The 13,991-nt window shown below is 53.5% G+C and carries 15 protein-coding genes; all 15 read right to left on the minus strand.

Features of this window, described 5'->3' with window-relative positions; translation table 11 throughout:
• Positions 1-56 precede the first annotated feature (56 nt).
• Positions 57-152 carry a stage V sporulation protein SpoVM gene (gene spoVM, locus AYW79_RS16445; RefSeq protein WP_079290475.1) on the minus strand — a complete coding sequence of 32 codons (96 nt, stop codon included), beginning with the start codon at positions 150-152 and terminating at the stop codon, positions 57-59.
• A gap of 128 nt (positions 153-280) precedes the next feature.
• Complete coding sequence (gene rpe, locus AYW79_RS13480) at positions 281-934, minus strand: ribulose-phosphate 3-epimerase (RefSeq protein WP_067566932.1); 654 nt, start codon at positions 932-934, stop codon at positions 281-283.
• A gap of 2 nt (positions 935-936) precedes the next feature.
• Positions 937-1,815 carry a ribosome small subunit-dependent GTPase A gene (rsgA, locus tag AYW79_RS13485; protein ID WP_067566952.1) on the minus strand — a complete coding sequence of 293 codons (879 nt, stop codon included), beginning with the start codon at positions 1,813-1,815 and terminating at the stop codon, positions 937-939.
• Between the two features lie 45 nt (positions 1,816-1,860).
• Positions 1,861-3,822 (minus strand): Stk1 family PASTA domain-containing Ser/Thr kinase, encoded by a 1,962-nt coding sequence (gene pknB / locus AYW79_RS13490; RefSeq protein ID WP_067566934.1) that lies wholly within the window; start codon positions 3,820-3,822, stop codon positions 1,861-1,863.
• Positions 3,819-4,574 (minus strand): Stp1/IreP family PP2C-type Ser/Thr phosphatase, encoded by a 756-nt coding sequence (locus tag AYW79_RS13495; RefSeq protein WP_067566936.1) that lies wholly within the window; start codon positions 4,572-4,574, stop codon positions 3,819-3,821. Before AYW79_RS13495 ends, pknB begins: the two co-directional genes overlap by 4 nt.
• A 112-nt stretch (positions 4,575-4,686) precedes the next feature.
• Positions 4,687-5,748, minus strand: a complete 1,062-nt coding sequence (rlmN, locus tag AYW79_RS13500; protein ID WP_179123080.1) for a dual-specificity RNA methyltransferase RlmN — start codon at positions 5,746-5,748, stop codon at positions 4,687-4,689.
• A gap of 38 nt (positions 5,749-5,786) precedes the next feature.
• Positions 5,787-7,184, minus strand: coding sequence for a 16S rRNA (cytosine(967)-C(5))-methyltransferase RsmB (gene rsmB, locus AYW79_RS13505; RefSeq protein ID WP_067566938.1), 1,398 nt, complete (start codon positions 7,182-7,184; stop codon positions 5,787-5,789).
• Positions 7,181-8,134, minus strand: coding sequence for a methionyl-tRNA formyltransferase (gene fmt / locus AYW79_RS13510; RefSeq protein ID WP_067566940.1), 954 nt, complete (start codon positions 8,132-8,134; stop codon positions 7,181-7,183). The genes rsmB and fmt overlap by 4 nt, the downstream gene beginning before the upstream one ends.
• Entirely contained in the window at positions 8,064-8,609 is a 546-nt protein-coding gene (def, locus tag AYW79_RS13515) for a peptide deformylase (protein WP_067566942.1), read from the minus strand. The genes fmt and def overlap by 71 nt, the downstream gene beginning before the upstream one ends.
• A gap of 26 nt (positions 8,610-8,635) precedes the next feature.
• A complete protein-coding gene (gene priA, locus AYW79_RS13520) occupies positions 8,636-11,047 on the minus strand; it encodes a primosomal protein N' (RefSeq protein ID WP_067566944.1) in 2,412 nt (803 codons plus the stop codon).
• Positions 11,048-11,050: 3 nt separating this feature from the next.
• Positions 11,051-12,268 carry a bifunctional phosphopantothenoylcysteine decarboxylase/phosphopantothenate--cysteine ligase CoaBC gene (coaBC, locus tag AYW79_RS13525; protein WP_231877894.1) on the minus strand — a complete coding sequence of 406 codons (1,218 nt, stop codon included), beginning with the start codon at positions 12,266-12,268 and terminating at the stop codon, positions 11,051-11,053.
• A complete protein-coding gene (gene rpoZ, locus AYW79_RS13530; protein WP_418251496.1) occupies positions 12,265-12,474 on the minus strand; it encodes a DNA-directed RNA polymerase subunit omega in 210 nt (69 codons plus the stop codon). The genes coaBC and rpoZ overlap by 4 nt, the downstream gene beginning before the upstream one ends.
• 45 nt (positions 12,475-12,519) lie before the next feature.
• On the minus strand, positions 12,520-12,801 hold the full coding sequence (locus AYW79_RS13535) for a DUF370 domain-containing protein (RefSeq protein WP_067566948.1): 282 nt from the start codon (positions 12,799-12,801) through the stop codon (positions 12,520-12,522).
• A gap of 48 nt (positions 12,802-12,849) precedes the next feature.
• The gene (locus AYW79_RS13540) at positions 12,850-13,725 is read right to left on the minus strand and encodes a YicC/YloC family endoribonuclease (RefSeq protein WP_231877895.1); all 876 of its coding nucleotides are present in this window, start codon (positions 13,723-13,725) and stop codon (positions 12,850-12,852) included.
• Between the two features lie 82 nt (positions 13,726-13,807).
• The coding region (locus AYW79_RS16205) for a hypothetical protein (protein WP_231884553.1) at positions 13,808-13,991 on the minus strand (184 nt) is incomplete at its 5' end.

Consider the following 13,991-nt stretch of genomic DNA (forward strand, 5'->3'; position numbering starts at 1 on the left):
CTCTGATGCAACTGTGTAGGACAAAAGAAAAAGCACCGCGCGGGGTGCTTTTTTTGTTATCGTTTTACGCCAAGCAACGCTTTGACGATCCCTCCGAGAAAACGCGGCAGTTTAATTGTATAGAACCGCATGTTCTCCCCCCTTTTATTCATGGTAGTTGAGACACAACCATTCTATGCAGTGTCACTATAAGCCGCAGTCGCGACTAGTTGATGCATTTCTTATGATATGCCTTTGCACCACAGCGCGTGACATCCGTAGCGTGAACACAGGGTAAATGTTAGAATCCACGCAAATCTGTGATTCCTTCGAGAAAACTGGGAGCGCGAAAAATTGCCGAACCTGCAACAAGCACAGACGCACCTGCGGCGATGCACGTTTTTGCAGTCTCCCCTGTTATCCCACCATCCACTTCAATGCGCACGTCAGTTCGTCCCATCCGCTCCAGCCACTTTTGTACATTCTCAATCTTACGCACGACATGTGATAAAAATGACTGACCGCCAAAACCAGGATTCACCGTCATGATCAGTACGAGATCAATCACGTCAACAACATATTCGATACTCGACTCATGCGTTCCCGGATTGAGCGCAACGCCTGCTTTTGCCCCGAGTTGTCGAATCTGTGTCAGGGTTCGCTCAAGATGGTGACATGCCTCAACGTGAACCGTGATGATATCCGCACCCGCATCGCGGTATGCGATGATTTCCCGCTCAGGATTTTCTATCATCAGGTGAACGTCAAAGGGGCGTGTGGTGTGTGGCCGAATGGCCGAAATCACAGGCGGTCCAAACGTCAGATTGGGGACAAAATGTCCATCCATTACATCGATGTGAATCCAATCCGCGCCCGCTTCTTCTAAACGCACGACATCGCGTCCAAGATTCGCAAAGTCTGCGGATAAAATAGATGGCGCAACAAGGATAGACAAACTTAATACCTCCTGTTTTTTGCATCCTTAACTTCCTGCAAGATTTGCCGATAACTGGCATAGCGGGTCGCCGCCAAACGTCCCTCCTCGCACGCATTGCGAACCGCACACCCGTCTTCCGTTTCATGGAGACAGCCGCGAAACGCGCAGTGCAATGCTTCGGATTTGACATCCCTGAACAGATACTGAATTTGATCAGGCTCGAGCGACTCAAACGAGTATTGGGAAAACCCAGGGGAATCTGCGATAAAGCCATGCTCCGTTTGATAGAGTTCGACAAACGTCGTCGTATGTTTTCCGCGCAACCCCTTTTCGCTGATCGACCCGACAGCCACATCAGCGCCAGGAACGACAAATCGTAAGATTGTAGATTTGCCAACACCTGAAAGTCCGGCGAGCACAGTAGTCTTATTTTTAAGATGTGCGGTTAACCGCTCACTTCCCATTCCCGCGCGCAGCGATAACGCGATCATCTCATAATGCATCGCTCGATAGACTGGCTCAATTTGCTGAAACACTTCGATCGCGCCGGGAAGTTCAGCTTTCGTTAACACCAGAAGAAGCGGAAGGTTTTGCTCTTCGACCATCGCGATCATCTTATCGAGCTGATAGAGTGAGAGTTCCGGTTCAATGAGCGACAGCACCACAAAAACCTGGTCGACGTTCGCGATGGATGGCCTCGTGAGTTCGTTGACGCGGGGCGCAATCTCAACGATCACGCCCTCTTTTGTACCTTGCGCCTCAACATTTACGCGATCACCGACGAGTGGTTTGACGCCACGTTTTTTAAAAATTCCTCGCGCTCGACACTGCAATGTAGCGCCTGTATCTGTTTGAACATAATAGAATCCGGACACCGCACGAACAATTTTGCCTCTCATCCGAAAGTGCACACCCACTCTTTCACCAGATAGCTCCATTCGCGCTTAACCAGTAGTACCATTTCCATTTCCTGAATTAGAGGAAACGGATTGACTCGACACGAGTTGACCGTTCTCATAGACATCCACTTCAGCCGCCTGTGTCGGCGTCGTCACAACATGTACTTGATACGTTGCCGACGGAGAATTTTGTGAAGCAGTCACCGGCGTGCTCGTTCCTGTCGCATCAATCACTACAATTTTCACCTCAACCGGGAGAGGTGTCCCCGGTGTCAACGAAACGGTGACCGGGTATGTCGACGAAGATGTGCCTGACGGCACGCCCGAACTGACCACCAGCGCGACCGTTGATCCTGCAGAAGCCTGCTGACCTGGCGCCGGCGTCTGACTGATTACTTCATTTTGTGGAACAGAAAATGAACTGGTCGTCGTAACTTGCCCCAACGTGAACCCATCCGCTTTCAGTGCGGCTGTTGCCGTGCTAAGCGGTTTATTTACCACATCCGGCACCGCCGCAGACTGTGTGCCTGCGCTGACGACGAGCGTCACCTGCGTCGTGTTCGCATTCATTGCTGTGCCCGGGGCAGGGGTTGTTGAAATGACCTGATTGATCGGCACGCTAGCGCTCGACTGTTCGATGACGGTAATGTGTCCCGTAGGGACGCTAAGATCGACCAGTTGGCTTTGAGCGATGCTTTGCAATAGTCCACTCAGTGAAGGCATCGTAATTTGTGCGCTACCCTCTTTAATCACGAGATGAATATCCGAGTTTGCCGGGATATTGCCAGGCGTGGGACTCTGGCTCTCCACTTGACCGATTTTTACCGTCGAAGTCGAATTCGTGTCAAAACTCTCGAGGATCTTCGACGACTGAAACCCTTTATTAAGTAGCGTGGTTCGCGCTTCCGAATAAGAAAGACCGACGACGCGCGGAAGCGCAATCGTGTTAACCCGCAAGACACTGGAAAAGAGCCACAGCGCTAGTAACACAGCGACCAAGGTGAGCCCACCAAAGAGAATGACCCATAGGAGGACGGTCAATACCTTTTTCCACCAAGGTTTCTTCCCGTCCACTTCTTCCACCGGGTTACTGCTCTCGATCGCTTTGAGAGGAAGTGGTGCAGCCCCCGCCTCCATCACTTGTTCTCTCGAAGCGGCCGCCACAGACACGAACTTTGGAACATCCGGCAAAAGCAGTCCGCGCTCTAGGTCATCCGCCATCTGTCGCACCGAAGGATAGCGCTGTTCAGGATCTTTCATCAACGCCTTTAAAACGATGTTCTCGATGCTCTGCGGAATGCGTGGGGAAAGATTGCGCGGTTCGACAAAATTCTCTTGGAGATGTTTAAGCGCAACACTGATCGGCGTCTCCCCGGAAAACGGCAATTGACCCGTAAGCATTTCGTAGAGTACGATGCCGAGCGAATAGACGTCTGACTTGACATCAGCCGTTGCACCGCGCGCCTGCTCAGGTGAGAAATAGTGCACCGAGCCGAGAACAGACGAGCTGTAATGCGTAATCGTATTCGTTGAAATGGCGCGGGCAATACCAAAATCAGTAACTTTGACTCGCCCCGTCGTACTGATGAGAATATTATGTGGTTTAACATCTCTATGAACGATATGATGATCGTGCGCGTGCGCCAGAGCATCACAAATCTGTCGCGCGATCCCAACCGCCTCATCGATTGGAAGCGGCGCCCGCTCTTCAATCAACTGTTTAAGCGTTTTGCCCTCGACGTACTCCATAACGATATAGTGCGAGTCCAAATCCTGACCGACATCGTAAATATTCACGATATTCGGATGCGACAGACTGGCAGCTGCTTGCGCTTCGCGTTTAAATCGCCTCACAAATTCTGCGTCTCCGACAAACTCAGGACGAAGCGTCTTTACAGAAACCGGCCTGTGTAGCAGCACATCAAGACCTCGATAGACGATTGCCATGCCGCCGCCGCCAATGCGTTCGATGATCTGATAGCGGTCACCCAAAATCTTGCCAATCATGAACGGCTGTCCCTCCACACCGGCTCCCCGTCATGAAAAAGGGCGATTACCGTAATGTTGTCAGGCGCGCCTCGCGAGAGTGACATCTCAACGAGATGGTTTACCTGTTCATGGAGCGGGATGTCCGTCTGAAAACACGCCTCAATCTCCCGATCCATCATGCATGTCGTCAAGCCGTCACTGCACATGAGAAGTAAATCTCCTTCATGCCACTGCGTCGAGGCGCACTCCGCTTCTACCGCGGGCAACGTTCCGAGCGCACGTGTCAATAAATGCCGCTGAGGATGGGAAAACGCTTCCTCTGCTGTAACCTGCCCTCGCCTTACAAGCTCATGAACGAGAGAGTGATCCTCCGTCAAGCGACGCAGTCCATAGGGCTTTGAAAACATGTAAATTCGGCTGTCACCCACATGCGCGTAGTGTACAGTCTCTGGCGTTGCATAGGTTGCAACCACCGTCGTACCCATTCCCGCGTATTCAATCACTTCACGCGATTTTTCATAAATTGCCTCATTTGCACGCATAATCGTCCATTTCAATTGCGACGCCGGATCGGTAAATTCACCTGGTCTTGACAAGTGATCCCACATGATGTCAATGGCAAGCGCGCTCGCAACCTCTCCTGCTCGCTGCCCCCCCATGCCGTCTGCAACAAGCGCGATACACTCCCGCTCTTCTCGCATGCGAATCAGGTACCCGTCCTGATTGCTCTTGCGCACGAGGCCTACGTGCGTTCTTGCGGCAAACTGCACGGCGTTCACTCCCCAGAAAAATTCAGCAATGCATCTCATCTCGCGTGAATCGCATTCGCGCACTGCTCCGCATAGCCTCTTTCGCATCCCTAATTATTGCGCGAGAAAAGTCTTACGGTGACACGAGTGCAGCGTTTTCACTCGCGTGTTCTGCGCGCAATTGACCGCAGGCAGCAGCGATATCTGACCCCATCTCACGTCGCACCGTCGCCTTGATCGAGAGTCGCTCCAATTCCCTTGTAAAAGCGCGAATTTGCGCCTGCTCCGTCCGCTTCAAATCTCGCTCAGGAACATAGTTGACAGGAATCAAATTGACATGACACGGGAGCGTCGAGACAACTTCTGCCAAGCGCCTCGCATGTTCGAGTGAGTCATTCACATTGGCAATCAACGCGTATTCAAAAGAGATTCTGCGTCCAGTCTCTCTGTAATAATAGTGACATGCTTCCATCAATTTGGCAATGTTGTACGCGCGATTGATCGGCATCATCGAAGATCTCGTCGCGTCATCCGCCGCGTGGAGTGAGACGGCAAGCGTGATCCCGCGATGCTCATCAGCGAGCCGATAGATCGCAGGCACCAGACCGACCGTTGAGATCGTGATGTGCCGTTGTCCGATCATCAAGCCCTCCGCATCTGTCACAAGATCGACAAAGCGAAGCGCCGCATCATAGTTTTCAAGCGGTTCCCCCGATCCCATCATAACAACACTCTTGACGCGCTCTCCCTCAAGATCGAGCATCCGCTGACACCAGATCAATTGCTCCACAATTTCTCCTGCGCGTAAATGACGAATCAACCCGCCAAGCGTTGAGGCACAAAACGTGCATCCCATTTTGCAGCCAACCTGTGACGAGACGCAGACACTGACCCCGTAATCGTGGCGCATGATGACCGTTTCAATCGTTGATCCGTCGGCAAGCGCAAACAAAAACTTGGTCGTTCCATCCTTTTTTGATATCTGACGCGTGACTTCGCGCAGCGAAGTGAGAACAAACGATTCAGCGAGTCGCTCTCGCAACGCTTTTGGAAGATCGGTCATCTCCGCAAACGCCGTGACCCGTCGCTGATAGATCCAGTGAAACACTTGCGTTGCGCGATACGCAGGCTGTCCCTCTTCGCGCACCCACTGTTCGATCTGTTGGCGAGTCAAATCAAGAATGAGTGGTTTCATGCAAATCCCCTCCCTTTCCATCGCGTCTCCATGCATTTTCATCGTTTGCGGAATCTCGCCACAAAAAAGCCATCCCCGCGATCTCGTTGCGGCAGCATGCGCACCCCGCCTGCAGGTGTGCGATACGAAAACGCCAATTCACCTTCCGCGATCCAATCGAGTTCAAGGTCTGAGCGTTTTGCAAGAATTTTTTCAATCTGCGCATCCCCTTCTGCGTGCGTCAACGTACACACAGAATAGACAAGGGTCCCACCCGCTCTCAAAAGATCTGCAGCGTGGTTTAACATGCTGTTCTGTAATTCCGCGAGAGAGTGCAGATCTTCTTTGTGAACCGTCCATTTTACATCCGGTTTGCGTGCAATCGTTCCCAGTCCAGAACACGGCGCATCAAGCAATATCGCGTCACAGTCCTTGTCAACGCTTAGAAAATCAGCGTTGATCACAGTGATGGAGTTTTTCCCGAGGCGTTCTACCTGATTTTGAATCATTTTTGCGCGATGCGCATGCACCTCAACTGCAAAAATATTCGCTTGATCATCGCTCAGTTCAGCCAAATGAAGCGTTTTGCCACCCGGCGCGGCGCACGCATCAATGATCGTCATCCCCGCGCGCGGGCGCAACAGCGACGCGATTTTCATAGAAGACAACCCCTGATAGGAGGCTTCTCCACGCGCGATCACCTCTTGAATGGCGTCACGAACTCCCTCTTCAATGAGAATGGCGGCAGGTATGCCACTCACCTCTGACACCACACACCCTGCGTCTCGAAGAATCTTTAAAACCTGATCGCGCGAAGCTTTTTTAAGGTTCACGCGAAGCGCAAGATGCTGACGATCATTCATTGCAGCGAGCGCCGCACGTCCATTCACGTCGCCAAGCGTCGAAAGAACTTCTTGCACCATCCACTCCTCATACGAGAGCCGGAGGCCAAGCGATTCGCGCGATGCATTCGCCACGTCCTCAAGGCGAAGGGGAAGCGGGAGATCTTTTGCTTTTTGAATCGCGCGAAGCACTGCGTTCGCCATGCGATGCGCATGAAACGTGTGAATTCTCACAAGTTCAACCGCTTCAGAAATGGCAGCATAGTCAGGAATGCGATCCATCATCCGCATTTGATAGACTCCCATGCGCAGTGCGCACAAAACGGGGATATCCATTTTTTCTATGCGAACGCGCGCAAAGGGGCGAATCATCTCATCGAGCAATCGTTGCCACTTCACGACGCCGCGTACCAATTCGGAGGTGAGCGCTGCATCTTGCGCGCTTTGATCCCTTTTATTCCACTGTTCCAAAAGTGCGAGATGCGTATACGTACCTTTTTCCAAAATGGCGCACAACGCCTCAAACGCCGCAAGGCGGGCAGGCGATATCGGGCATTTGCCATTTTCATCACGCGAAGAGCGACGCGGCTTTTTAGAACCTTGTGAATGGCTCATTTCGCGATCTTTGTGAATTGCATTCCGAGAAGGTTTCTCTGTCCTTGTTGAAATTCGCGTCCCGATTGGATGACTTTCCCTTCAAGTTGCAAAGATTCTGCGATGATCGTCCCGCTTTTGCATGCAATGCGCGGACCCCTGTCTGTAAGCTCGATCACCGTTCCTGGCTGTGCTGCTCCGTCGACTCCTGCTTCGACCGTAGCATACCAGATTTTCAGCACTTTATCACCCACTTGCGTATAGGCGCCCGGGCGCGGTGCGAGCGCGCGAATCTGTTGCGTGACACGGATTGCGTCGAGTTCAAAATCGAGTTGTTCGTCCGCACGCGTGAGCACGGACGAAAATGTCACGCAAGCGTCTTCCTGCGGACGGGCTACGATCACTTGATCAAGGATCAAAGGCAAAAGATCAACCAGGAGTTCAGCTCCTTTTTCGGCGAGGCGATCTTGTAGTTCACCATATGTGATCTGATCATCAATGGGCAGGTATACCTTCCCCCACATCGCCCCCGCATCCATCGCTTTCACCATGTTCATCACCGTGACACCCGTGACGCTGTCGCCCTCGAGAATCGCGCGCTGGATAGGGGCGCCTCCCCGACGCTTTGGCAAAAGTGAGGCGTGAACATTGAGTGCGCCGTATTTCGGTAATGAGAGGAGCGCCTCAGGCAAAATTTGACCATAAGCGGCCGTAATCAACAGCGTCGGATCAAATTGGCTGATTTCGTCTAGCATTGCGCTGTCACGAATGCGCACCGGTTGAAGCACAGGGATGCCATAGGATTCTGCTGCGATCTTAACAGGTGGCGGCGTAAGAATGCGTTTGCGCCCAGTCGGACGATCCGGCTGGGTAACGGCCGCGACGACCGTTGCCCCACGCTCAATCAGAGCACGAAGAATGGTGACCGAAAAACTCGTCGTGCCCATAAAGACAATGCGCGGTTCGTCCAAAGAGATCCCCCCAGTTTAAGTGAGTGTCGTGCGGCGTGCGCCACGCTTCATGATCCATCAGCAAAATTCCATCCATGTGATCGATCTCATGTTGTAGACAACACGCGAGATTCCCTTTCGCTTCAACCCAGAGAGGTGCGCCAAATCGATTCAGCGCATAAACGCGAACGCGCGCATAGCGACGTATGGTTCGCTTGAGTCCGGGGACACTCAGACAGCGCTCAACACTTTTCATCTGCCCTTCCCCTGCAAGAAGAATTGGGTTGACCATCTCACACAAGCCGTGCCCTACGTCATAGACAAAGACGCGCCGCTTTATGCCAATTTGCGTAGCCGCGAGACCTATGCCGCAATGAGCGTACATCGTCTCGGCAAGGTCATCGAGCAGTTTCGCAAGTTGCTGGTCAAATGTCGTTACAACGTGCGCTTTATGACGCAACACCGCGCGCGTTGTGGTCATGATCGTGCGCACCATGTACAAGCTCCTTTTTGGCTATTTCACTAGAGGGTCATCCACGAATTGATGTCGACATGCAAAGAGACACCATTTCCACACACAGCGACAGCCTGATCAAACGCTTCCCGCAGTCTCTTTGAAACGGCGCGAAACGAGTGGTATTTAACAACAACCTGATACCGATACGCCCCGCGGATGCGACCGACGACTGCAGGTGCCGCCGACAAAAGTTGTACGCGCTCGCATCCTTTTAGTGATGCTTCAAGCAAGTGATGAAGTTGCTGCGCACCTTCGCGCGCCTTGCTTTCTTCATCGTGCGTCACGATGAACTGTGCGATTTCCGTGAATGGCGGGTACTCTAGGCGCCGTCGCAACGGTAACTCGGTGCGATAAAACTGCTCGTAATCTTGCGCTGCCGCCGCTTGAATCGCGTAGTGATCTGGCGCGAACGTCTGAATGACCACGCGCCCCTCGCGACCGTGGCGTCCAGCGCGCCCCGCCACTTGAACAAGCAACTGAAAGGTGCGCTCTGCCGACCGGAAATCCGGCACGTGAAGCGCCGCATCCGCCGCAACGACACCCACGAGCGATACACGGGAGAAATCATGCCCTTTAGCAATCATCTGCGTACCAAGGAGCACATCTGCCTCGCCCTTGGAAAATGCGGAAAGAATCTGTTCATGCGTTCCCACGCCGGCTGTTGTGTCCACATCCATGCGCAGCACTCGCACGTTTGGGAACCAGGAGAGTACTTCTTGCTCCAATTGCTGCGTTCCCGCGCCAAATGTGCGCATGCGGCCACCGCCGCATGCCGGGCAGGTATCACGCAGCGGCGCACGGTAGTTACAAAAGTGGCACAATAGCGTGTGTTCCGGCGTTCGATGCACCGTGAGTGTGACGTCACAGTGCGGGCACGTAAGGGTCTCCCCACATTCTCGACAAAGTAAAAACGAAGAAAAACCGCGACGATTCAAAAGCAGCACCGCTTGTTCTTGATGCTCAAAAGAATCCTTCAGCGCATCGCGCAACGCGCGACTCAAAAGTCCTTGCTGATTCATCTTCATCTCCTGGCGCATGTCGACAATGCGCACTTCCGGTAGAGGACGGCCAGTCGCCCGCTCTTTTAGCATTCGCTTTGTGTAGCGTCCACTCTCTACGCGATACATCACTTCAAGCGAAGGGGTCGCACTCCCAAGGATCAGCGGCGCATTCGCACGCGCTGCGCGCCACGCTGCAATCTCACGCGCGACATAGCGCGGATCGCGATCCTGTTTGTACGTCGCCTCGTGTTCTTCGTCAATGACGAGCAGGCCGAGCCGATCAAGCGGTGCAAACACCGCAGAGCGGGCGCCGACAACTACATCGGCAACGCCTTCATAGATGCTCGCAAACTGGTGCCTGCGCTCGCGCTCCGACATACGGCTGTGAAGAACGGCGACGCGCGAACCAAAGCGCCTGCGAAAGCGCGCGACAATCTGCGTTGTCAGCGCAATTTCTGGCACCATGACAAGCGCTTGCAATCCTTTTTGAAGCGCGCGCTCGATCGCTTGCAGATAAACCTCTGTTTTTCCGCTGCCCGTAACCCCCTGAAGCAAGATCGTCTCGTGCTTTTTCGCATCGATCAGTTCAACAATCGAAGCCACAGCCGCGCGCTGCTCCTCTGTGAGTGCGAGCCGTTTCTCCGTCTCCTCGCCGCTTTCATTCACAGGCTTTGAAATGACTTGAACCAATCCCTGCGCCTTTAGCGAGCGAATCATCTCAGAAGTTACGAGCCCCTGTTCGAGCAATTCAGCGTAGCGTTGCGGCGCGCCTTTTTCCTGCAAGAGAATCAATAGTTCGCGCTTGTGCGCGCTTCTCACGCGATTAAGCGCTGCGTCTGGCACTGCGTTCACCCATATTTCCGAGCGCCTGGATACGGTCGAACCGCCGAGTTCGAGCGTCAAGCAACCTTGCCGCACAAAGCGCGTCAGAAGCGCGCGTGAAAACCCTTTTTCAAGCAGCGTCGCCTCTGCCAAACGCGCTTTCTTTGTGAACACCTTGTCGAGTCCCGCGATCAAGTCCGCGTCAGCATCCTGCGTTCCATGCAAGGCGACCCACTGACGATCGAGCTGATAATATCGTTTCCCCGGCGAGCGAATGACCGGGGGCAACACGGTCGAGACGGCTGCCGCCCACGTACAAAAATAGCGTTTCCTCATAAAATCAAGGAGTTCGATCAAATCCTTGGTAAGAGGCGGTCGCTGACCTGACAGTTTTTGCGTAATCGCTCGATACGATACAGAATCATCTTGAGCATGATCCTTTAACGCAAGGACATACCCTTCTACCCGTTGCGCCCCAAATGGAACCTCAACCGCGTCACCTGCAAAGAGTTCCATCCCCTCGGGCACGAGATAATCGAAAAGGCGATCGACCGCCCGCGCGCGAACCAAAACTGCAACCTCTGCATACCGCATGACCTACACCTCGCGCTGAGCGTGGATCAACTGGAGCAGCGCCTTTGCGACCGTCAACTTATCCGCCTGCGCAAACGGTGTGACACTACCGTTTGCCGCGTATACCGTCACGCGGTTTGTCCCCGTCCCAAACCCTGCCCCCGGTTCAAGCACATCATTTAAAACGACAAAATCAAGTCGTTTCTCCCTCAGCTTTTTTTGTGCGTAGTGTTCGTGATCGTGCGTCTCTGCCGCAAACCCGACCAATTTCGCGCGCGGCTTCATATGATCGCGAAGTTGCGAGAGTATGTCTGGATTTTTGACAAGCGAAAGCGAAAGCGTATCCTGCGTTTTTTTCAGTTTTTTTTCGAGGACAGCTTCCGGGCGATAGTCTGCGACCGCAGCGGTCATGATAATAACGTCAGCGTCTTTTGCGTGATCGATCATGACCCGCTCCATCTCGCTTGCCGTCGTAACACGGATCATAGAAACGCCGAGCGGATCCGCCAATTCACTCGGGCCGCTGACAAGCGTCACATCAGCACCCATGCGCCACGCCATGCGGGCGATCGCATATCCCATCGTGCCAGTCGAGTCATTTGAGAGGTAGCGCACCGGATCGATCCGCTCGCGCGTGGGACCTGCGCTCACCAAAAATCGCACGCCTTTATAATGAGGCTTCGTCGCTACACCTTCCAGAAACTCCAAGAGATCATCCGGCTCCATCAAACGGCCTTTTCCAGTATACCCGCACGCAAGCGGACCAGCTCCCGGTTCTGCGATCAGGTAACCGTGCGCCTGTAACTTCTGGATGTTCTCTTTTACAATCGAGTTCTCCCACATATGAACATTCATCGCAGGTGCAAATGTAACCGGCGCACGCGTCGCGAGCAGCATCGTCGTCAGCATGTCATCGCCAAGTCCGTGCGCCACGCGCGCAAGCACATCGGCCGTCGCTGGCGCGACAATCACCAAATCCGCCTCGTCCGCAAGTGAAATATGCGCGATCCGCGAAGGATCACGCTCATCAAAAACGTCAACATGTACTGGTTCGTGCGTGAGGCTTTGAAAGGTAAGCGGCGCCACAAACTGCGTGGCGCCGCGCGTCATCACCGTGCGCACGCGCGCACCGCACTTCGTGAGTAAACTCGCGAGATACGCAGACTTATACGCTGCAATCCCACCAGTGACCGCCAATACCACCGTTTTCCCGGAAAGCGACGATGGGTTCACAAGGCTCACTTCAATCCGTCGCGTGTGCGAACATAACTGATCTGCTTGATCTCAATCTCACGCAGCGCCGTACTGACGAAACGTCCCGAGCGAACGATTGCGCGCGGTTCCGCACCTTCCTGTAGCGCGCGCGCCCGCTTTGAGGCCGCAATGACCAACGTGTACTTGCTGTCTGCGAGTGTGAGAAGTTTGTCGACGGACGGATAGAGAATCATAGTTTCAAGCTCCTTTTCATTCTTCAATCAGATCTTAGCGCATCCTCAAACACTGGGTAAATCCGCGTTAAACAGTACCTTTTCATCGCCCTGCATGGCGCGAGCCGTCACTGTCTCCGGCTCGATCGCCGCGAGAATGACATGTCCACTGTCAACGATGATCACCGCGCGCGTTTTTTTTCCAAACGTCGCGTCAATCAATTTCATCTGTTCGCGCGCATCTTGAATCAATCGTTTGATCGGCGCTGACTCTGGATTCACGATCGAAAGGATCCGCGCTGACGCAACATAACTGCCATACCCGAGATCAATCAGTCTGTCGTTCACGTTGGCTACCCCTCACCTGCGTAAGTCCGCTTTCAGCGCTTCAATCGACTACTCAATATTTTGAACTTGCTCCTTCAATTGTTCAAGGACATGCTTCAACTCAAGAACGTCTTCCGTCAATCGCAAATCGGCCGCTTTTGCACCGAGCGTATTGGTCTCTCGGTGAAGCTCTTGCAACAAAAATTCCATGCGCCGCCCCACTGCGCCATCCTCGCGACAGAGGGTGAGGAGTGCATGAAGGTGGCATTCTATCCGCGCCATTTCCTCTTCGACCGAACTGCGCGCCGCGTGATACGCCACCTCAACCGCCAAACGTTCAGACGCGAGGTCTATCGTATTTCCGAGAATTCCGCGCACTCGTGCCACAATCCGCTCGCGTTCAAGCGCCTCAATCGCGGGAATCCTTGTCTTCATTCCCAAATGGAGTGACTGCGCGCGATCTAAAAAGCGCAGAATCTCAGCTTTTATAGCTAATCCTTCCGTTCGACGTCGCGCGATAAACTCCTGCAACGCCTCTTCAAGGATAGAAAAAAGTTGTTCATCATCCCCCGTGCACGTCTGCGAATCGACGGTCCCGACGGAGAACAGCCCCGGCACCATAAGCAGGTGCCCGACGGAGGCGGGTTCCATGTCAACAAATTCTGAGCGCGTCGCGCGTTTGAGTACATTTAATGCGGCGTGCAAAACGCCTTCATTGAGCGTGACTTCCTCCGGTTCATCTTGCTTCGCCCGCTCGCTGAGATAAATCTCCACGCGCCCGCGGCTTATACCCTTTTTAACGAGATCTCGCAGCGCACTCTCCAGTCGCAACAACTCTCGCGGCAAGCGAAACACGACATCGAGGTAGCGATGATTGACCGAACGAATCTCAATGAGAAAAACGCGATTGCCCCAAACGCCTTCTGCATGGCCATATCCGGTCATACTCTTCACGCAGCTACGATCTCCTTTTTTTGAATGGGCACTTGCGCAATACAATGCAGTCGAACAAACGCATCTCTCTATTTTATACGACGAACGCGCCAGAAGAAAGTCTCTCTGTCATTACACAAGCTTTTGCAATCGATGCCACCAGAAAAATCGAGTAGGAGGGGGCGCCTAGCCCCCGACCTCTCACACCACCGTACATGCGGGTCCGCATACGGCGGTTCATGAAGCACTGCGAAGTTGCAAGTACCTCTCCTGTAGAC

Source organism: Ferroacidibacillus organovorans (assembly GCF_001642725.1).
Classification (GTDB): Bacteria; Bacillota; Bacilli; order Alicyclobacillales; family SLC66; genus Ferroacidibacillus; species Ferroacidibacillus organovorans.

What these genes read in the sequence shown, in the direction of transcription:
- spoVM (WP_079290475.1), bottom strand. Translation starts at nt 152, where the DNA reads ATGAATAAAAGGGGGGAGAACATGCGGTTCTATACAATTAAACTGCCG.
- rsgA (WP_067566952.1), bottom strand. Translation starts at nt 1,815, where the DNA reads ATGAGAGGCAAAATTGTTCGTGCGGTGTCCGGATTCTATTATGTTCAA.
- pknB (WP_067566934.1), bottom strand. Translation starts at nt 3,822, where the DNA reads ATGATTGGCAAGATTTTGGGTGACCGCTATCAGATCATCGAACGCATT.
- rlmN (WP_179123080.1), bottom strand. Translation starts at nt 5,748, where the DNA reads ATGAAACCACTCATTCTTGATTTGACTCGCCAACAGATCGAACAGTGG.
- rsmB (WP_067566938.1), bottom strand. Translation starts at nt 7,184, where the DNA reads ATGAGCCATTCACAAGGTTCTAAAAAGCCGCGTCGCTCTTCGCGTGAT.
- def (WP_067566942.1), bottom strand. Translation starts at nt 8,609, where the DNA reads ATGGTGCGCACGATCATGACCACAACGCGCGCGGTGTTGCGTCATAAA.
- priA (WP_067566944.1), bottom strand. Translation starts at nt 11,047, where the DNA reads ATGCGGTATGCAGAGGTTGCAGTTTTGGTTCGCGCGCGGGCGGTCGAT.
- rpoZ (WP_418251496.1), bottom strand. Translation starts at nt 12,474, where the DNA reads ATGATTCTCTATCCGTCCGTCGACAAACTTCTCACACTCGCAGACAGC.
- AYW79_RS13540 (WP_231877895.1), bottom strand. Translation starts at nt 13,725, where the DNA reads ATGACCGGATATGGCCATGCAGAAGGCGTTTGGGGCAATCGCGTTTTT.